Below are 20699 nucleotides of genomic sequence, written 5' to 3' on the forward strand. Positions count from 1 at the left end.
ATGGAAGCAATAAGAGTGTTACATGTAGTAGGGAAAATGCACCGTGGAGGAATTGAGACTTTCCTTATGAATGTATATAGACGGCTTGATCGTGATAAAATTCAGTTTGATTTTTTATGTTTTACAAGAGAAGAAGGATATTATGATAAAGAAATCTACGAATTGGGGGGGAGGATTTTTTATGCAGTCTCCAGAAGAGAAAATATAAAGAAGAACAAACAAGATATTTATAACATTTTAATTAAATACCCAGAGATAAAAGTTTTACATTTACATTTGAGTTCGTGTTCTTATATTGCGCCATTATTTATTGCAAAAAAGGCTGGGGTAAAAGTCCGTATTGCGCATAGCCATAATACCCGATGCGCAGGAATATTCAGAAATATAACTCATTTTTTTAATAAGCAACGGCTACGTTCTTGCGCAACAGATTTTTTTGCGTGCTCAAATGCGGCTGGGGAATGGATGTTCCCTTCGAAAAGTTGGAAAAAAGGTAAAGTTTTGGCGAATGGCATAGAGAGCGCCTTGTATTCCTTTGATTTACAAAAACGTATTAAAATGAGGAAAATGCTTGGTGTTGACAATGCATTTGTTTTAGGATATGTTGGACGATTTGCAGAGCAAAAAAATATGCTGTTTATTTGTGAAATCTTTAAAATATTATGTGCTAGATATGATGACATTATGTTACTATTGGTTGGAGAGGGGGGCTTACATGAAGAAATGGATGAGTTCTTTAAAAAAGAAAAGTTGATTGATAGAGTCATTTATACAGGCATTGTAGAAAATGTACATGATTATCTTCAGGCCATGGATATTTTTGTTTTGCCGTCTCTATTTGAAGGATTGGGTATAGTTGCTATTGAAGCGCAGGCATCCGGTTTAAATACCCTCTTATCAGATAAAGTACCTATAGAAGCCTTTATCACAAGTTTAGCATATGCATTACCCATTGATAAAGGACCGATTCCTTGGACGGACATGATAGAAAAGTTGAAAAATGAAAATACTGTCCGGGAAGATACAAGAGAACAGATTATTAAAGCAGGTTATGACATCCCAGAATCTGCAAAATTTTTGGAAAAATATTACATAAATTGTGTGGAGAATTGAGGATTAAGATAATGAAAGAGCCAATTCGTATCTTGCAGACAAATTTCACTCAAAATCTTGGTGGAATTGAAACTATTATCATGAATATTTATAGGAATATCGACAGGAAGAAAATACAATTTGATTTCCTTGATGATTGCAATGGAATATATTTTCAAGAGGAAATTGAGAAGATGGGTGGAAATATTATTAGGATCCCAACCAGGAGACAGAACTATTTAGAATACCATCGGATTTTAAAAAAACTTATTAATTCGGGAGTGTATACGGCTGTCCATTGTAATTGTTTATCAGACGCTAATATTGATGTAGCAAAGATTGCATATAAAAGTGGTAAAACAAAAGTAATTATTCACAGTCATCAAGATATGAAACTACGTCATTTTAAGTCTGAAGTTTTGCATAGATATAATCGTTTATGGCTATCTAATAAAAACATTGTACGTTTGGCCTGCTCTGAAAAGGCTGCAATGTGGATACATGGAAAACGTATTACAAAGTTAGGAAAAGTACAAATTGTACATAATGCGATAGAAATAGATAAGTTTAAATATGATGAAGAAATCTCAGCGGATTATAAATCGAAATTACAGCTTAATGGGAAATTTGTAATTGGTTGCATTGGAAGGTTTGCATATCAAAAAAATTACGAGTTTTTGGCAGAAGTTTTTTCTGAAATAAAGAAAATTAAAAGTAATGCTGTTTTAGTTTGTGTTGGCGGAGAAGGGGGAATGCTGGAAACAGTTATAGAAAAATTTAAAGCTTTAGACATTTGGGATTCGGTAGAATTGCTCGGAATAAGAGAAGATATTGAAAAGATTATGCAGACTTTTGATGTATTTGTATTACCATCCAGATGGGAAGGCTTGGGTATTGTTTATATAGAAGCACAGGCAGCCGGTGTGCTGACAATTGCCTCTGATGTTGTCCCCAAGGAGACACAAGTAACTGAATGCATACACTATATTTCACTAAAGGAATCACCGAGATTTTGGGCTGAACAAATAGTAAAATTAAGTTCGGGTTATAAAAAAAGGAATACAATTGAAAAGATTAAAGATAAAGGTTATGATATTTTTTCTGTTGCTCAACAAATGCAGCAGCTTTATCTTAGTTTGGTGGAGTAAATAGAGAAATGAAAGATATTATTTTATATGGACATAGCGGCAGTGGAAATCATGGCTGTGAAGCGATTATACGATCAACTTTAAAAGTTCTTGGGTGCGATTGTGTGGTATATAGCAGTAATCCAGACCAGGATAAAAAATATGGATTAATTGGAGATATAAAAAATTACTCTTTAAGGATTAACCCAAATAGTTTGCGCAGATATTTTTATGCCGTTTATTGTAGGATTTTTAGTAATTCTATGATTAGATATAAATATTTATACAAGCCATTCCTAGATAGCATTACGGAGGGAAAAATATATTTATCAGTAGGTGGAGATCATTATTGTTATGGCAGTTATTCAAATCATATATATGATTTCCTAAGTAATACTATAAAAAGCAAGGGAAGCAAATCAGTTTTATGGAGTTGTTCAATAGAAAGTAAAGATTTAGATAAACATACAATCCAAAGTTTGAAGAAATATGACTTGATAACTGCCCGGGAATCTATTACATATCAAAATCTTATGGATATCGGAATTGATAAAAATGTTGTTTTAATTCCGGATGTGGCATTTCAATTGCCAACGGAAAATGTAGAGTTACCGGAAAACCTAAGTAAAGAGAATACTATAGGTATTAATATAAGTCCCATGATTCAAAAATACGGAGAAAATAAAGAAATCATTTTTAAAAATTATGAAAATCTTATTTCTTATATATTGAAGAATACAACTTGTTCCGTTGCTCTGATACCGCATGTTGTCTGGAGTGACACAGATGACAGAATTCCTCTTCAAACCTTGTATCATCGCTTTCAAAATTCAGGAAGAGTTGTTTTGATTGAAGATCGGCCAGCACAAGAAATGAAAGGAATAATTTCACAATGCTGTTTCTTTATCGGGGCGAGAACACATGCTACGATAGCTGCATATTCAAGCTGTGTTCCAACGCTAGTTATCGGATATTCTATAAAAGCCAGAGGGATTGCTAAAGATATTTTTGGTCAGGAGGAGGGCTATGTTTTGCCGGTACAGTCAATGAACAGTGCTGCTGATTTAACAACTGCTTTTCAGAAACTTTGGGATAAGCGTGATGAAATAGCAAATTATTTAAGAGATTTTATGCCACAGTATTGTGAAAGAGTATGGGATGCCCGTAAGGTGCTTCAGGATTTATAGTATTTTAAAAAGGGAAATTTTTAGCGCTATAAGGTGAGGTAATGTTGATGATTGAAATTTCGGAAAAATCGAAATGTACAGGTTGTGGAGCTTGTCAAAATATTTGTCCGAAGAATTGTGTAGAAATGCTTGCAGATGAAGAAGGGTTTTTGTATCCCAAAGTGCGGAATGAATATTGCATTAATTGCCGTCTTTGTGAAAAGGTTTGCGATAAGCCAGGTAAAATAATTACTGATTATTCAGATCGTGCTTTTGGAGTAATAAGCAGTCGGGAAAACATTCGTAAACGGAGTTCTTCCGGCGGCGTATTTAGTTTACTGGCTGACTTTATTTTAGATAATGACGGGATCGTTTTTGGCGCATATTTTAATAACAAATGGAGTGTAGAACACGGTTATGTGAATACAAAAAATGATATTGATAAGTTAAGAGGATCTAAATACGTACAAAGTGATACTCGATATACATATAGAGAGGTAAAACAATTTCTTGAGTTAGGTAAAACGGTATTATTTACTGGTACAGGATGCCAGATTAAAGGGCTTAAATCTTTTTTAGGGAAGGATTATGAGAACCTCATTTGCCAAGATATAGTTTGTCATGGAGTGACACCTCCCAGGTTATTGAAAAAATATTTGGAACTTCTCAAAAAAAAGTATAAATCAGAAGTTCGCAGTATTTCATTTAGAGATAAAAGTACCGGATGGAAAAATTATTCTGTAAAGATATTGTTTACCAATGGGAAGTCTTATTTAAAGCGTGCCAGTGATGACTTATATATGAGATCTTTTTTGTCAAAATTGTATTTACGTCCAAGTTGTTATGAATGCCCATGTAAAGGAGAAAAAAGAGAGAGCGACATAACGTTAGGCGATTTTTGGGGTGTTAATAAAATCATGCCGGAGTTGGATGATGATAATGGCTGTTCTTTAGTGATAATTCATTCGAAAAAAGGCATGGAATTATTTAATAGTATAAAAGAGTATGCTTTATTTAAAGAAGTAGAGTTCTCTAAAGTGGAACAATATAATAAAGCTATTATCGAATCAGCAGAAAAGCCTCAAAATAGAGAAAAGTTTATAAAAGAGGTCAATGATAATTTTGCCAGAACCATAAAGAATTATTGTAAAATTCCAGTTTTTCTAATGGTAAAAATAAAAATATGGCGGTTATTTGCTTCTATAAAGAAATAAATTTGAAATGGGGGCTTCTGTTAAGAGCTGTTTTATAGGGAAGGAAATAGATATGGATGATTCAATCACAGTTAGTGTATGTATGATCAGTTACAATCATGAAAGATTTATCAGACAGGCTCTTGAGAGTGTATGTAATCAAAAAACTACATTTCAGTTTGAAATCATTATTGGAGATGATTGTTCTACCGATAATACTCAAAACATTATAAAAGAGATAGCAGAACAATATCCAGATCTTATTATTCCGGTTTTGAGAAATAAGAATTTAGGCGCAACAAAAAATTCTTATGATATAAAAAAACGTGCGAGTGGAAAGTACATTGCTATATTGGAAGGCGATGATTATTGGATTGATGATTACAAACTCCAGAAACAGGTGGACTTTTTAGAGGATCACCCAGAAATTTATTCTGTAGCACATAGAAATTTAATAGTAGATAAAGATAATAATGTAATAGGAAAAAGTCATGAGAAGCTTGAACTGGATCGGTACTTTAATAAATCAGACGCATTAAAACTGCAATCAGAATTATTTCATCCTTCTTCCATTTTACATAGAAATTTTTATAAAGATGTACCTCAGGAGGCAGAACAGCTAGAGCAGCTGAAAACGATTGGCGGTCATAGTCTACTTATTTATTATCTTGTTTCAAAATCAGATATATATATATTTAATCAGGCAATGAGCGCGTGGAGGTATTTAGTAGAAAATAGTGGAAGTAATTTTCAGTCAGTAGCCGTAAAACATCCAGTATACACTCAGTTTAATATATTAAAAATGTATTGCAATTATAGAAATTATTTTGGAAACACATATAACTTTAGTCCTATAATACATCAAAAATTGATGGGGTTATGTTTGCTGTTGGTTTTGCGCAGAGAAAAAGATATTAAAGCATTCAATTTTTTTCATAAACAAATACTTCCGCTTATTAGTTTTAAAGATTTGCTTTCGATTCCCGTTAATTTTACAAAAATACTTTTTAGAAAGGGTTTAGGCAAACATAAATGGAAAATATGAGACAAAAGGTATTTACCGGATTTATATGGAGATTCATGGAGCGGATAGGTGCTCAAGGGGTTTCTTTTATAGTTTCTCTTATTCTTGCCAGGCTGCTTACACCTGAAGATTATGGACAGGTTGCACTTATAACAGTTTTTATTACTATTCTTAATACATTTGCCACCAGTGGAATTGGGACTGCATTAATTCAGAAAAAAAATGCAGATGATACAGACTTTTCTACCGTGTTTTACTTTAATATATTATTTTCGCTGGCATTATATGCGCTATTATTTTTATGTGCCCCCTTTATAGGAAGATTTTATAATGATATGTCACTTGTTCCGATTATTAGAGTATTAGGGACAACAATTGTAGTGTCGGCTGTGAATAATGTACAGCAGTCTTATGTATCAAAAACAATGCAATTTCGTCGCTTTTTCTTTAGTACGCTTATCGGTACTGTGTTTTCTGGCATTGTTGGTGTTGTTTTTGCATATAAAGGGTTTGGCACATGGGCTATTGTCGTACAGCAGTTGGTAAATCAAATAGCTAATACCGCCATATTATGGATTACTGTGAAATGGCGTCCTATAAAAGCCTTTTCTTTATTTCGTTTAAAAGTTTTATATAGTTTTGGATGGAAACTGTTATTTTCTAGTTTGATTGATACAGTTTATAATAATATATATAGTCTAGTAATAGGAAAGTTTTATGATGCGAATACTTTGGGATTATATAATAAGGGCGTTCAATTTCCTAATCTTATCATAAATAATGTAAACGGACCTATTCAAAGTGTACTTCTGCCGGCAATGTCTTATGAACAGAATAATACGAAACGTATAAAGGAAATGGTGAGGCGTTCGATTAAAACCAGTACATATTTAATCTTTCCATTAATGATTGGAATGGCTGCTGTTGCCAGACCAATGGTTATTTTACTTCTTACAGAAAAATGGGTGGCCTGTGTCCCATTTTTGCAGATTAGCTGTATTACATTAGCCGTTTATCCAATTCATACAGCAAACCTTCAGGCAATTAACGCATTGGGAAGAAGTGATATATTTCTAAAGTTAGAGATAATTAAAAAGATAGTTGGCTTGACGTTATTAATTGTGGGTATACCTTTTGGAGTATATGCTATGGTTTGGCTAAAAGGTTTATCAAGTTTGATCTCTACATTTATCAATGCATTTCCTAACAGAAAATTATTAGATTATTCTTATTGGGAACAAATCAAAGATCTTACGCCATCAATTGGGATATCCGCAGTTATGGGAATAAGTGTATTAGCGGTAGAATTATTACAATTAAACGTAGTGGTAACATTAGTAATGCAAATTGTAATAGGAGTCATTATTTATGTGGGTCTTTCTAAGTTGCTAAAGTTGGAATGTTTCTCGTATATTGTTAATGTTATTATGAAAGGAAAATAAAAAGGTATAGAAGCAGAGCTTGTATGATGAATAATCAAAATATTTTAGTAACAGCAAAATTTAGTAATCAGCAATGTATCTGATAAAAATAAAGAATAATGATGAGAAGACAAAATGCAATATCCAAGAGTATTGGCTCTTTTCGCCGGTGTTGTTTTGGCCGTTGACATTATAATGGTTCTTCTAAATAAACTGGTGACAAAGGGGCGCAAAGCCGTGTAAATGCGGGAAGGTTGAGATTTTTGAGATGGATACTTCTTAAAAAGCGTATAGTAAACAGACCTGACAGTTGATACCTTCAAAAATCAGGTGGAAATGAGGTTCTTCTAAATAACCTGGTGACAAAGAGGCGAAAAGCCTTATAAATATTGAAAGAATGAGGATTTTGAGATGGATACTTCTTAAAAAAGCGTATAGTAAACAGACCTGACAGGAGATACGCTCAAAAATCAGGCAAAAATGAGACTATTCATAACTGCATAGATTATCAAAAGATGGACTACAGGAGGCTCTAACAGGCCTTTTTTTGGTGGGATTTTTTATGTATCACCTCCAGAGTCGGGACTATAATGGCTCTGATCAGAGCAGTCCATGCTCTTTCAGGATGTGCTCGTAGTCATCACACAGGCCCTGGAGATAGCTGATATCCACACGGAGATCCGTGATCAGATCTTTCAAATCTTCACAGCGTTCTTTTAGGCGTGTCACAGGCTCCGGGATGGTCACATCCAGTCTGCCGCTTGCATAGGATTGGCAGTACATGCAGACCATGTCCTCGAGGACGGATGCCGTGTTGAAATCCTCATAGGGCTCGTCCTCAAAGTGGACGAGTAGCCAGTCTTCCAGTTCGCGAGGGAGAGATAGCTGATTCTTATGTGCGCAGCGGCGCAGGAAATTTCTATCGGGGATCATAAGCGTATCTCCTTTCCGTTCCTGGCATCCTCAAGGACAGACAAAGGATCCTTGGAGAGCCTGAGCTTTCCGCAAGTAAGAAGGATCCGTTTGCGGAAGCCTTCAAAGCTGTGCAGGCCGAAGGCCACCCGCTTCAGGACTTTGACCTTGTTGTTCAGCCCTTCACTGAGGCCGTTGGATTTCCCGTACTTCCAGCTGTTCTGGATGTAACCCCGCCAGTGGCGGATGGTGCAGGCGGCGGAGTGGATCTCCTCCACATTGGAGGCGGTATACTGTTTGATCCATTCTGTCAGCTCCTCGTACTGGACAGAGTAAGGCCAGGAAGCAAGGATATCATGGAAGAACTGGAGGGCGTCATAAGCTTCCAGAAGATCCGGAGCCACGTCAAAGGCATCCTGGAGGCGCTGCTTGTTGTCGTTAAAACGAGTGCCCCAGTATTTTACCTGGTTATCTTCTCTGGTCTTCAGTAGGCGCATGATACCTTTTAGCTTTTTCAGGCTCTCCGTGTCCCCGGAATCCTGAAACTGGCGCTGATAGCGGAGCCGGACATCATCCACCATTTCACCCAGACGTTTGACGACGTGGAAGGGATCGATACAGATCCTGGCGTCAGGGAAGTTCTTCCTGGAGACAGAGACAAATCCGTTGCTCATGTCACAGCAGAAGTATTTCACCCGTTTCCTCTGCTCTAAAGAGAACTGGTGGAAGTACTTGTTCAGATAGACGCCGGAGATCTGGTCCAGGACGTCGATGACAGAGTGTGAGTCGCCGTCAGAGATGCCGCAGTGGTATTTATTGCGATACCACCGGTGAGACTTGGAGCTCCATACACCACTGTTGCCTTTGAATTCATCAATGCAGAGGGTTTCAGGGAGTTTGGATGGCCTGCCGAAGTGGACGCACTCAAAGACTGACTGGACAGTGCTCTGTGGGACGCGGTTCCGCCTTGCGATCTCGGAGAAAGAGAGAGGATGGATCAGGTCCAGGAGAATGGAGTCATAGAGAGCCTGTGTCACGCGAAGAGAGGGATGGATCCAGTAGGGAGTCTCGTAGAAAGAGGAGAGACAGTCCTTGCACAGGAGCCTGCGCTTGTGGAAGGAGACGACGGTACCGCGATGATTACAGGGGATGTGCCTGACGGTCTGTATGGTACCGGAGTCTTTGATGACACAGTCATTAGAACCGCAATGGGGACACAGTCTCTGACTGGCTATAGGTACATCGAGAGTGATGAGATCGTAGTCCTTGAGGACCTGGATGCTTTTGATAGTTGCTTCCTGTGGCAGTTTTGCCAGATAATTACTTGTTTTCATAGCTGCTTTAGCTACCTCCTTTGAAATGTATTATTGGTCCAACAAGATAATAACAAAATGTAGTTTAAAGCAGCTATAAGAGCAAGTAATATTGGAGAAAGGCTACGGAATTAACTGGTGAAGCTTTAAGGGAAACTGGTGACAGGAATAGACGACACCGGGAAACTGAGAAGAGCTTCGGGAAAAGCTGGTGACCACCAGGAAACTGAGAAGTTTTAGGGTGACACCAGGAAAGAGAGAAGCTCTTCTAAATAAGCCGGTGAAACTTTAAAGAACACCGGGGATTTGAGGAGAAACACCAGAAAAAGGTGAAGAACCGGAAATGAGACTATTAATAACTGCATAAATTAGCAATGATGGATTACAAGGGGCTTTAACAGGCCTTTTTTTGGTGGGATTTTTTATATATTACCTCCAGAGTTTAGACTATGGTAGCCCTGATCAGAGCAGGTCATGCTCTTTCAGGATGCGCGCGTAGTCATTACACAGGCCCTAGAAATAACTGATATCCACACGGAGATCCGTGATCAGATTCTTCAGATCTTCACAGCGCTCCCTTAAGCGTGTCATGGGATCTGGGATGGTCACATCCAGTCAGCCGCCCGCATAGGCTTGGCAGTACATGCAGACTATGTCCTCCAGGACGGAAGCCGTGTTGAAATCCTCATAGGGTTCGTCCTCAAAGTGGACGAGGAGCCAGTCTTCCAGTTCACGAGGAAGAGACAGATAATTCTTATGTGCGCAGCGGCGCAGGAAATTTCTATTGGGGATCATAAGCGTATCTCCTTTCCGTTCTTGGCATCCTCAAGGACAGACAAAGGATCCTTGAAGAGCCTGAGCCTTCCGCAGGTAAGAAGGATCCGTTTGCGGAAGCCTTCGAAGCTGTGCAGGCCAAAGGCCACTCTCTTCAGGACCTTGACCTTGTTGTTCAGGCCCTCACTGAGGCCGTTGGATTTCCCGTACTTCCAGTTGTTCTGGATGTAGCCCCGCCAGTGGCGGATGGTGCAGGCGGCGGAGTGGATTTCCTCTACCTCGGAAGCGGTATACTGTTTGATCCATTCTGTCAGCTCCTCGTATTGGACAAAGTAGGGACAGGAAGCAAGGATATCATGGAAGAACTGGAGGGAGTCATAGGCTTCCAGGAGATCAGGAGCTACGTCAAAGGCATCCTGGAGGCGCTGCGTGTTTTCGCTAAAACGAGTGACCCAGTATTTATTTTACCTGGTTATCTTCTCTGGTCTTCAGTAGGCGCATGATACCTTTTAGTTTTTTCAGGCTCTCTGTGTCCCCGGCGTCCTGAAACTGGTGCCGATAGCGGAGCCGGACATCATCCACCATGTCACCCAGACGTTTGACGACGTGGAAGGGATCGATATAGATCCTGGCGTTAGGGAAGTTCTTTCTGGAGACAGAGACAAAACCGTTGCTCATGTCACAGCAAAAGTATTTCACCCGTTTCCTCTGATCTAAAGAGAACTGGTGGAAGTACTTGTTCAGATAGACGCCGGAGATCTGGTCCAGGACATCGATGACGGAATAGGAGTCACCATCAGACAGAGTACAGTGATATTTGTTGCGATACCAGCGGTGATGCGTGGAACTCCATATACCGCTGTTTCCCTTGAATTCGTCAATATAGATGGTCTCAGGGAGTTTGGATGGTCTGCCGAAGCGGATGGACTGAAAGACAGACTGGATGGTGCTCTGGGGGACATGGTTCCTCCTTGCAACCTCAGAAAAAGAGAGAGGCTGTATCAGATCCAGGAGAATGGAGTCATAGAGAGCCTACGTCATACGTAGGGAAGGATAGATCCAGTAGGGAGTTTCATAGAAAGAGGAGTGACAGTCCTTGCACAGGAGCCTGCGCTTATGGAAGGAGACAACGGTACCGCGATGATCACAGGAGATGTGCCTGACGGCCTGTATGGTACCGGAGTCTTTGATGACACAGTCATTAGAACCACAATGAGAACACCGTCTCTGACTGGCTATAGGTGGTACATCGAGAGTGATGAGATCGTAGCCCTTAAGGACCTGGATGCTTTTGATAGTTGCTTCCTGTGGCAGTTTTGCCAGATAGTTGGATGTTTTCATAGTTGTTTCAGAGCTCCTTTAAAATGATGTTTTAGTATCAGACCAATCATAACACTGGAAGTTTGGAGCAACTATGGAGGCATCTAATACAGCAAAAAGTTATGGGAAGCTCCAAAGATAACTGGTGGAACTGTAAGAAACACCGGGGATTTGAGGAGAAACACCAGAAAAAAGTGAAGAGCCGATATGTCCAGATCACGTTCATATGCTGGTAGAAATTCCGCCAAGCATGAGTGTATCGTATTTGGTAGGGTATCTGAAAGGGAAAAGTACACTAATGATATTCGAGCGGCATGCCAATTTGAAATATAAATATGGGAACCGACATTTCTGGTGCAGAGGATACTACGTAGATACGGTAGGGAAAATGCGAAGAAAATAGAGGAATATATAGCTAATCAGCTACAGGAAGATCTGGAATATGATTAAATGATACTGAAAGAGTATATAGACCCGTTCACGGGTGAGCCAGTAAAGCAAAACAGATAAGAAGAGCCCTTTAGGGCTCAAGTAAGGAAATGATGTTGCGATTGGGAACCAAATCGATGAGTCTTTAGACTCCAGTGCCGGTAAAAGACCCTTATAGAGTCAAAGCAAGCCACCGGCTAAGCCGGTGGTCTTGACAATCAACTCTAATATTGTTTAGCGATTGTATTTAGTTTTAGAGTAAAAATTATTTTAAAATATAAAAATGGAAAGGATATATTATGCAAGGATGTAACATTTTAGTAACAGCAATAGGATCATTTTCGGCAGATGCTGTAATAACGACATTACAACAACATAATTATAAAGTAATAGGCACGAATATATATCCAAAGGAATGGATTGCAAATGCAATAGTCGTTGATTGTTTCTATCAAGTACCATTAGCAAGTGAAGAAAAAGAATATATTAATACGATGCTTGATATTTGTAAGAAAGAATGTGTTAGTTATATATTCCCATTAACTGATGTAGAGATTGATGTATTTAATAAATATAGAAAAGTATTTGAGGATATTGGCGTTGTTTTGTGTATGTCATCTTATGAGACTATTATAACTTGCAGAGATAAACGCAAAGCTAGTGATATATTGAAAGATATACCAGGAATTCATGTAATTCCCGAATACCGAGAAGAAGATATAAAAAATGAATCAATAAAATTTCCTGTTATTTGTAAAAAGATAGATGGGAGAAGTAGCCAAGGGTTAAAAAAAATTAATGATGCCAAGGAACTTTCCTTATTTATTGATAATAATGAGTTGGATATGTATGTTATACAGCCATTTTTAAAAGGAGATATTCTTACTGTAGATGTAGTCAGGGATGCGGAGAGAAAAAATTGTGTAGCAATCCCAAGACGAGAATTATTACGAACATTAAACGGAGCAGGTACTTCTGTGCATATAATTAGAGATTCAGAGTTGGAGTCACTATGTGAAAAAATAGCAGAACAGTTAGATATTAACGGTTGTGTTAATTTTGAATTTATTGAAACGGACGAGAAAAAATATTTTTTGGAATGTAATCCTAGATTTTCTGGGGGAGTAATGTTTACCTGTATGTCAGGGTATGATTGTATTTTGAATCATCTTCGCTGTTTTCAGGGGAAGGAAATTGCTAGAAAAGGGAATATTGTTCTGCAATATATTGCAAGAAAGTACAAAGAATGTGTCACGCGTATTGAAAGCTAACATTATATGAGGAGGATACATAAAATGAATACTATACATTTTATCGGCGTTTCAGACGGATTAAAACCGTTTTATATTTTAGAAGAACTTTTTCAACATAAAACAAGTTTGGAAGGGAAAAAGATATACTTTATTACAGATACAAAACAAAATGATGGGAAAACAGAAAAGTTTTGTCAAGAGCACAATATCACAGTATTAAAGTTAGAAATGGATTGCTTAGTGAATGATACGGAGCTAATTCATCAGACTAATCCTGAAATTCTAATTTCCATAGGGTGGAGTAAAATTATACCGGAAGCTTTTTTGAAATTATTTAGATATGCGATTAATTGTCATGGAGGACTTTTACCTGACTATAGAGGGAACAATGTTTATATGCATAACTATGCAAATCTCTCTTCGCATTATGGTGTGACAATCCATTATATGAATAGTAGATTTGATGATGGTAATATCATACTCCAAGCAAGAGCAAAACTTTTTTTAGAGGAGTCACCTTTAATTATTCATAGACGTATCTGTGAAATGACAGCGTTAATTTTGCCAGAAGCAATACATTTAGTTGAAAGTGGATATTTGGGAGAACCACAGAAGGGGATGGCAAGATATTTCTATAAAATAGATAGGCTTGCGATGGAGAATTTACGACAAAAAAACATTGAGAATCTTCGAGCAGGAAAGCCTTTGGAGATTGCCAAATGCAAAGAATGGAAACTATAAATATCTAGTTTCAAAGGAGGAAAAGTACATTATGAACGATATTCTTGTTACTCGGTCCTCTATGCCAGAAATTGAAGAATATATGGATGAAATTTCCGATATGTGGGAATCGCACTGGCTGACAAATATGGGACCTAAACATAAGCGTTTCCAGGAAGAATTGAAACAATATATGGGAGTTGAAAACATAGATCTTTTGACAAACGGCCATATGGCGTTGGAATTGACACTCCAGGCAATGAATCTGCAAGGAGAAGTGATTACAACGCCATTTACTTTTGCCTCAACGACCCATGCAATTGTTAGAAATGGCCTGACACCTGTCTTTTGCGACATTGATCCGATTACATATACTATGGATACCAGTAAGCTGGAAGAATTGGTCACAGATCGGACATGTGCAATACTGCCAGTACATGTCTATGGTAACATTTGCAATATAGAGGAGATAGAACGGATTGCCCATAAGTATGAATTAAAAGTTATATACGATGCGGCACATACTTTTGGAGAAACATATAAAGGACAGGGAGTTGGATCTTTCGGGGATGCCTCATGTTTTAGTTTTCATGCAACAAAGGTATTTAACAGTATAGAAGGCGGGGCGGTATGTTTCAAGGATAAGCATCTGGGAGAGAGCCTGTATGAATTAAAGAATTTTGGCATTCATGGCCCGGAGGAGGTAAGTGCTGTGGGTGCAAATGCAAAGATGAATGAATTCTGTGCAGCCATGGGATTGTGTAATCTTCGCCATGTAGATGAGGAAATTGCAAAGAGGAAGAATGTGGTAGAGCGCTATCGCAGCCATCTGAAAGAAGTAGATGGAATTCAGTTGAATGCAGAGCAAAAAGATGTCAAAGCAAACTATGCATATTTTCCAGTCGTTTTTGAGGAAGAACAGTTTGGAGCCAGCCGTACGGAAGTGTTTGATGCTTTGGCAGAAAATGGCATAGGAGCAAGGAAGTATTTTTATCCTTTGACAAACACTTTTTCAGCCTTTCATGGACAGTTTGACGTGCTGGAGACTCCTGTTGCGTTGCATATCAGCAAGAGAGTATTGACCTTGCCTCTGTATGCGGATCTTGATTTGGAAGATGTAGATAGAATCTGTGAGATTATTTTGCAATGTAAATGTTAACGAAGAAACATTATCATAAGAGGGACTGGAAATATGGAAAGTAATTTAACGTCTGAGGATAGGAATATACAGGGGGGGGGGTAAAAATGAGGTCAGGGATTCTAATATTGAATTATTCCGTATAATAACAATGCTTGCTATTGTGGCCCACCATTATGTAGTTAATTCCGGATTGACAGCGACCGCCGGGCCGATTTATGCAAATCCACTGTCTATACCATCGATTTTCCTGCTTTTGTTTGGTGCGTGGGGAAAAATTGGCATTAATTGTTTTGTTTTTATTACTGGATATTTTTTATGCAAATCACATGTCACCGCAAAAAAATTTGTAAAATTACTCTTTGAAGTGATGTTTTATCGTATTGTGATATATATGATTTTTTACATATCCGGCTATACTCCTGTTACGCTTTCAACGATGGTTGAAGCATTTTTGCCTGTGACAGCAATTGCTCAGAATTTTACTGGGACATATCTGATATTCTTTCTGTGCATCCCGTTTCTAAATGTATTGATTCATAATTTAAGGGAAACGCAGCATGTTTATCTAGTGCTATTGTCTTGCTTTATTTATGTGTTTTTCGGGACGGTGAAAGTATTACCAGTGACAATGAATTATGTTTCTTGGTATATAGTGCTTTATTTTATAGCATCTTATATCCGTTTATACCCTAAAAAGATTTTTGAAAGTCGGGTAGTCTGGGGATGGATGACAGTGGCTTCTTTGGTGCTGGCGGCGGTGTCAGTTATTGCCTGTGCATGGCTTGGGACAGTTATAGGAAGAAACATGGCTTATTTTTTTGTTACAGATTCAAATACGTTCCTTGCGGTGCTTACAGGAGTGAGTGCTTTTTTGTTTTTTAAGAATATCAAATTAAGATACAGTTGGCTAATTAATACAATTGCATCAACAACCTTTGGAGTTTTACTGATTCATGCAAATTCGGATGCGATGAGGAAATGGTTATGGGATGATATCCTGAACAATGTGGGATTTTTTGATTCCGCCTGGCTTCCGGTTCATGCCGTGGGAAGCGTTATAGTGATTTTTGCTGTTTGTTCTGTAATAGACTTGGTTAGGATAAAGTTGGTTGAACGTCCGTTTTTAGCTTGGTGGGATAAGCATGAAGAAAGATTGTCAAATAGTTATAAACGATTTGAGAGAAAAGTCTTTGAGAAAATGAATATTTCCATTAAGTGATTGATCACTAATCCAGACACTTATAGGTGCCTGACGGTTTGTGGTGTACTGGAGTCTTTGAGGATCTTGGGGGAGGGTTTTAAAATGAACTGGTGAAACTATAGGAAATATCAGTGAAAAATCAGTGAAAAGAGAGGAGACACCAGAAAAAATCGAAAAGTATAGAAACTGACATTTCAGTAGCAATTGATTCAGTTATATAGCAATTGTATTCATTAGATATATGGTTTTGCAATATACGTGGCAATATGGTTTGCATATATAGATGAACTAGGTATAGCACAGACATTCATGACACGAATATGGGATAGGGCGCTTAAAGTAACAGAAAATACTTATTTATGAGTAGCGGATATATAAGAAATAATTGTAATAGAGGTTTTCTACAGTAGAAAAAGGAGATAGAATGAATGATTTAACAGTGCTTCATTTGTCGGACTTACATATTGATGATACCGGTATTCGGAAAAGTCTCTTGCTTCAAAATTTGCTGACAGACATTGAGAGCGAGATGCAGTACAGCCATAATATTATTATTACAGTAACGGGAGATCTGGTAAATCGGGCAAATTACAGAAATCAAAACGAAATCCTTGATTTTTTTAAGCAATTGAGAGACGTTTTAGGTGACAAAGTAAAACATATTTATATTGTACCGGGTAACCACGACAAAGTCAGATCAGACATGGATCGGAAAATATTGGATGAGATTGAAGCGTTGGGAGAAGACTATGGAAGCGGGCAGACCTGGAAATATGTCAGAGTTGCGTTTGAAGAACATCTTGCCTTAGTTCGACAGATATATGAAATCTTTTATTCGCCGGATCAAGTACCAGATAGGGTGTTTGAGGATACTTATGGAGTACATATTGATGAAATTGATGGGAAAAATGTTTGTGTTATACAGTTTAACACTGCGTGGACAAGTGAGGGAGAAAATGACCAGAGGAATTTGTTGATTGGGAGATATCAGCTTCGACAAATTAGGGAAAGTTATGCTAATAAGTATAATGAACTGAAAAATAAGCATATAGATCTTACGATTGCTCTGGCGCATCATCCACTCAACTGGTTGACGGGAAAAGAGGAAGATATGGTCCGGGAGGAAATACTTAATCCGACAGGATTAAATGTAAATACTTATATATGCGGGCATACTCACAATCGCGACGTAATTAACTGGCATAACAATAGAAGATCAATGACTACATTAGTATCAGGACTGGGCTGGCCTGATGGCAGCACACAGCATCCATATGCGCACACATATTCGAGTTATGTCTTTAATCTGGATGCTAATTCTGTGGATGTGTATGTCAGAAGTTCTGATGATGCATATGCATTCGCACCTGATTTTAGGATATATACAAATCAGACCGACAGGAAGAATAAAAAAATTGTGATGCCAATTGATACATGTAAAACGCAGGCATATTTTAATTTAGGCTCTGGACACAGTAGATCGCCGAAAGCATATTATATCACAGAAGATACTATGTCAGAACTGGAGGGATTTATACAGATTTATCTGGAATGTGAAGATAAATTACATGATCGGTTGGAGAGTATCAAGAACGATTTCCTAGCTATTTGTGAAGAAAAGAAAAATGATTTACCTTTTGAAATTGAAAAAATGTGGAGCGGAGTAGAAAAGCTCAGTAGTCCTGTTCAATGGAGCATAAAGCAAAAGAAGTCAATAGCAAAAGAATTCTCAGGATATCTGACTATGATATGTAAGGTATTATATAAATCAATACAGAGGATGAAAGAAAATGCTGAATTGAGAATACATTTTCGATATTGGAAGTCGGTAGAACAGGAGACTGTTCAGAAACATATGTCAAATGATGTATATGTCCAGCTTAGTTTATATGGGAAAGGTTATCCGGAACATTCATTAACGGAGTTGGATTGGGGGCAGTTGATAAAAGAAGCATATTTTGAAGGGAAACCATTGATTGCATCTGTTAACACAGATTTTTGTAAAGAGAGTATGGACAGCAATAACGACAAAACAGAGGATGATTTAAAACATAAATGGTTGGATTTTATTACAGTTATTCCTCAGTTTGAACAAAATAATTATGTGATAAAGGATGCGGTGAGCGAAAAGATCAGTTTTTCCAGGCCCTTACTGACGTTTGGGATTACCGTATATAGGGATGAAGATCGGGACATTTTATATATGCTCGATTATTTGCGGATTAACAGATTTATAGGAAGGCAAATAAATAAATTTTTCCACTATTTCCCAATGGATCTTGTGGAGTGCATAAGATTAATAAAAGAGGAGGATAACAATTAAAATGTCGGAATTGGCAGTATGGATGAAAAAGAGGACACTGACGAGGGCGGAAATAACAAAGTACAATGAAGAGGAACAGATATTAGTCAATGTCAACAGGATATATTCCAAATATGCAGAAGTAGTCCGGAACAATCTGAAAACAGAATATGAGATATTGTTAAATATTATTGACCGGATAAGTGACGAAAAGGAAATGTATACTGTGATGGAAGCGGGGGATGTAGTTAAGTGTTTTCTACAAAGCAATAGTGAATATCCGGGAAATACATTTTTGCGAAAAAATGAAGAAGAGAAGGGTTCGGAAGCGTAAAGGCACGTCACTTTAGACAATATAACAAATGTATATACTATGAAAGTTCTGGGCTTTTTAGGGAATGGTATAAATTGGGCATTGTCATCAATTTATCCATCAACATGCTAAATTTTGGTTTGCTAAATTTTTGGTTTGCTAAATTTTGATACTCAAAAAATTGAATTAATTGGAAAAATGTGTTAAATTATTATAAGGCAGGGTTTCTCAATGAAGTGGGGTAACTCTGCCTTTTTGTTATAGGTAAGGCTGAGAACGGGAGTAGATATAACAGATGCCTCGTTATCAATATCTGAGAAGTTTTGCGCTGCTGGGATGAGGGGATTATGCCAAAAGAGAATCTGATTTTAAAAAGAAGACTTATACTCCAGTCATTTTTGCCTTTGTATATAATGCTTTTTATAAAGTATTTCGATTTTGGTATCTTTTCATTAACGAGATATTTTATATATGGTATTCTAAAAAGTGACTGGGAATTGTTTCAGAATGAGTTCAGAATAGACAGCATATGGTGCTTTCTATTGTGTTTATATTTATTTATATGTATTGTCAGAGGAGTTTTTGCAGTTGCGACGTTCGTAAATATGCAAAAGAGTGGTTTGTATGATACCGGTGAAAAGATAAAAACTGCAGAGAGTATGGAAGAAAGCAGTCTTGGATTTTTCATTACATTTATTATTCCTCTGCTTTTTGACGATATCGCATCGTTTCGGGGAATCTTGATTTTTGCAATGATTATGATCTGCTTATTTCTGCTGATGTGGAAAACGAATTTATACTATCAAAATCCGGTGCTTGTTATTTTAGGCTACCATATTTATAAAGTTACATATAAAAATCCAATTACGAAAACAAATGAGAACAAGGAGGTAATTTGTATAGTAAGGGGCAATCTGGATTGTGATCACGTGATCTCAAGAAAATATATATCAGATAATGTATATTATGTTGTTAATAAAAAGTGAATTTCAAAAGAGGGAGAGCATTTAAATGGATGCGGAGGCTACATTAAAAGAGCAGATATCTGGAATGCTGCGGGATGAAGATTTAGGGTTTGAAGTTTTTGTTGCGTTAAAAACAGGAGAAGTTCCGGTAAGGAGACTATTGTTTTATGGGGATAATGAAAAGGGGAATTTCAAACGAAAAATACAGGACACGATTGTTCAGACGGTGAAAGATAAATTTCTTGGAGAGGAAACGGAATATATTGATGCGGTAAGACTTGCAGATAACCAGAAGAAGTTTTATGTCATAACACAGACCGAACAATATTATCCGTTTGATTTCCTGAATACGCCGGAAGAAATGATAGATGGATTCTCAGCTTCAGAGTGTGGCAACGCAGATGGGATTCTTTTTCGCTTCAGGAGAGAAAACAAGGTTATATGGGCATATCAAAGAATATATCCAATAGCTATACCGAATAGAAAGAAACAAAATATTATGGCAAGATTCGTATCAACGGAAAAGGCGGACTATTTTGTTGAGATGCCAGATCAACTTTTTACGATCACGCAACAGGTGGATCTATTGATAATTGATGATAAAATTATTACAGATAATACAACATTGATGCAGAAACATTTTAAATTCGATTATTTTATCAAGTCTTCGGCTGAAAAAGCAGTTGAAACAATTATTCAAATCCATCTTGTTTCTAATGGAGAAAAACTGAAGGACTATATTCAACGCTCCAAACCACAGTATGCGCGCAAAATGATGCGTATAAATGAATATAATGTCGTAAATCAAAAACCAGAAGAATTACTGGAGAAGATACAGGGTACAGATCGTTGGAAAGATGTCTTTCAGATTGAAGCGGGGAAAATACATCTTAATACATATGCAGATGTGGAATATTTGATCGATCTGTTTGATGAACGCTATACTGTGTCAGAAATAACAGGGGATGAGTTCGATACAGATGTAAAAAAACTTGTGGAAACAGAGAGTAAGTGAGGATAATTAGCAGTTATC

At 37.4% G+C, this 20699-nt stretch carries 21 protein-coding genes and 1 pseudogene; 16 read left to right on the top strand and 6 right to left on the bottom strand.

The features are described from left to right. The 6 genes from B5E62_RS15310 to B5E62_RS15335 are packed head-to-tail and all read left to right on the top strand — an operon-like array spanning position 1 to position 7044. Positions 1-1113 carry a glycosyltransferase family 1 protein gene (locus B5E62_RS15310; RefSeq protein ID WP_087175383.1) on the top strand — a complete coding sequence of 371 codons (1113 nt, stop codon included), beginning with the start codon at positions 1-3 and terminating at the stop codon, positions 1111-1113. Between the two features lie 11 nt (positions 1114-1124). Then, a complete protein-coding gene (locus B5E62_RS15315) occupies positions 1125-2240 on the top strand; it encodes a glycosyltransferase (RefSeq protein ID WP_087175384.1) in 1116 nt (371 codons plus the stop codon). A gap of 8 nt (positions 2241-2248) precedes the next feature. After that, entirely contained in the window at positions 2249-3406 is a 1158-nt protein-coding gene (locus tag B5E62_RS15320; RefSeq protein WP_087175385.1) for a polysaccharide pyruvyl transferase family protein, read from the top strand. A 41-nt stretch (positions 3407-3447) separates the two neighbouring features. Continuing rightward, positions 3448-4599: a Coenzyme F420 hydrogenase/dehydrogenase, beta subunit C-terminal domain gene (locus tag B5E62_RS15325; protein ID WP_087175386.1), complete on the top strand. Its 1152-nt coding sequence runs from the start codon at positions 3448-3450 to the stop codon at positions 4597-4599. Positions 4600-4651: 52 nt separating this feature from the next. Then, positions 4652-5623, top strand: coding sequence for a glycosyltransferase (locus tag B5E62_RS15330; protein WP_162610330.1), 972 nt, complete (start codon positions 4652-4654; stop codon positions 5621-5623). Then, positions 5611-7044, top strand: coding sequence for a lipopolysaccharide biosynthesis protein (locus B5E62_RS15335; protein ID WP_087175388.1), 1434 nt, complete (start codon positions 5611-5613; stop codon positions 7042-7044). The genes B5E62_RS15330 and B5E62_RS15335 overlap by 13 nt, the downstream gene beginning before the upstream one ends. Before the next feature lie 579 nt (positions 7045-7623). On the opposite strand, the gene B5E62_RS15340 is transcribed toward B5E62_RS15335, so the two are convergent. The 6 genes from B5E62_RS15340 to B5E62_RS17785 all read right to left on the bottom strand — a co-directional run bounded on the left by B5E62_RS15340 (position 7624) and on the right by B5E62_RS17785 (position 11213). Further along, positions 7624-7956, bottom strand: coding sequence for a hypothetical protein (locus tag B5E62_RS15340; RefSeq protein WP_087175389.1), 333 nt, complete (start codon positions 7954-7956; stop codon positions 7624-7626). Then, positions 7953-9269 carry an ISL3 family transposase gene (locus B5E62_RS15345; protein ID WP_087175390.1) on the bottom strand — a complete coding sequence of 439 codons (1317 nt, stop codon included), beginning with the start codon at positions 9267-9269 and terminating at the stop codon, positions 7953-7955. The genes B5E62_RS15340 and B5E62_RS15345 overlap by 4 nt, the downstream gene beginning before the upstream one ends. A 594-nt stretch (positions 9270-9863) precedes the next feature. Further along, positions 9864-10043, bottom strand: a complete 180-nt coding sequence (locus tag B5E62_RS15350) for a hypothetical protein (RefSeq protein WP_087175391.1) — start codon at positions 10041-10043, stop codon at positions 9864-9866. Next, positions 10040-10411: a transposase gene (locus B5E62_RS17780; protein WP_442911359.1), complete on the bottom strand. Its 372-nt coding sequence runs from the start codon at positions 10409-10411 to the stop codon at positions 10040-10042. Before B5E62_RS17780 ends, B5E62_RS15350 begins: the two co-directional genes overlap by 4 nt. Before the next feature lie 70 nt (positions 10412-10481). Further along, complete coding sequence (locus tag B5E62_RS17455; RefSeq protein WP_087175393.1) at positions 10482-11039, bottom strand: transposase; 558 nt, start codon at positions 11037-11039, stop codon at positions 10482-10484. A 15-nt stretch (positions 11040-11054) separates the two neighbouring features. Then, the gene (locus tag B5E62_RS17785; protein ID WP_442911360.1) at positions 11055-11213 is read right to left on the bottom strand and encodes a hypothetical protein; all 159 of its coding nucleotides are present in this window, start codon (positions 11211-11213) and stop codon (positions 11055-11057) included. Between B5E62_RS17785 and B5E62_RS17340 the strand changes: the two genes are divergently transcribed. The 10 genes and pseudogenes from B5E62_RS17340 to B5E62_RS15410 all read left to right on the top strand — a co-directional run bounded on the left by B5E62_RS17340 (position 11139) and on the right by B5E62_RS15410 (position 20681). Further along, the gene (locus B5E62_RS17340) at positions 11139-11390 is read left to right on the top strand and encodes a hypothetical protein (RefSeq protein WP_242957982.1); all 252 of its coding nucleotides are present in this window, start codon (positions 11139-11141) and stop codon (positions 11388-11390) included. The two genes, B5E62_RS17785 and B5E62_RS17340, sit on opposite strands and share 75 nt — an antisense overlap. 148 nt (positions 11391-11538) lie before the next feature. Next, a pseudogene (tnpA, locus tag B5E62_RS15370) lies at positions 11539-11792 on the top strand (IS200/IS605 family transposase); the annotation flags it as partial. Positions 11793-12070: 278 nt separating this feature from the next. Next, on the top strand, positions 12071-13042 hold the full coding sequence (locus tag B5E62_RS15375; protein WP_087175395.1) for an ATP-grasp domain-containing protein: 972 nt from the start codon (positions 12071-12073) through the stop codon (positions 13040-13042). A 24-nt stretch (positions 13043-13066) separates the two neighbouring features. Beyond that, positions 13067-13765 carry a formyltransferase family protein gene (locus B5E62_RS15380; RefSeq protein ID WP_162610331.1) on the top strand — a complete coding sequence of 233 codons (699 nt, stop codon included), beginning with the start codon at positions 13067-13069 and terminating at the stop codon, positions 13763-13765. Positions 13766-13796: 31 nt separating this feature from the next. Then, positions 13797-14903, top strand: coding sequence for a DegT/DnrJ/EryC1/StrS family aminotransferase (locus B5E62_RS15385; protein ID WP_206414334.1), 1107 nt, complete (start codon positions 13797-13799; stop codon positions 14901-14903). A gap of 106 nt (positions 14904-15009) precedes the next feature. Beyond that, positions 15010-16104 (top strand): acyltransferase family protein, encoded by a 1095-nt coding sequence (locus B5E62_RS15390; RefSeq protein WP_275532598.1) that lies wholly within the window; start codon positions 15010-15012, stop codon positions 16102-16104. A 406-nt stretch (positions 16105-16510) separates the two neighbouring features. After that, a complete protein-coding gene (locus B5E62_RS15395) occupies positions 16511-18409 on the top strand; it encodes a metallophosphoesterase family protein (RefSeq protein ID WP_087175398.1) in 1899 nt (632 codons plus the stop codon). A 10-nt stretch (positions 18410-18419) separates the two neighbouring features. Further along, a complete protein-coding gene (locus B5E62_RS15400; protein ID WP_162610332.1) occupies positions 18420-18722 on the top strand; it encodes a hypothetical protein in 303 nt (100 codons plus the stop codon). Positions 18723-19048: 326 nt separating this feature from the next. After that, a complete protein-coding gene (locus tag B5E62_RS15405; RefSeq protein ID WP_087175400.1) occupies positions 19049-19687 on the top strand; it encodes a hypothetical protein in 639 nt (212 codons plus the stop codon). A 25-nt stretch (positions 19688-19712) separates the two neighbouring features. After that, a complete protein-coding gene (locus B5E62_RS15410) occupies positions 19713-20681 on the top strand; it encodes a DUF4868 domain-containing protein (RefSeq protein ID WP_087175401.1) in 969 nt (322 codons plus the stop codon). The last annotated feature ends 18 nt before the right edge of the window (positions 20682-20699 follow it).

The organism is Lachnoclostridium sp. An118 (genome assembly GCF_002160985.1).
Classification (GTDB): domain Bacteria; phylum Bacillota; class Clostridia; order Lachnospirales; family Lachnospiraceae; genus Claveliimonas; species Claveliimonas stercoravium.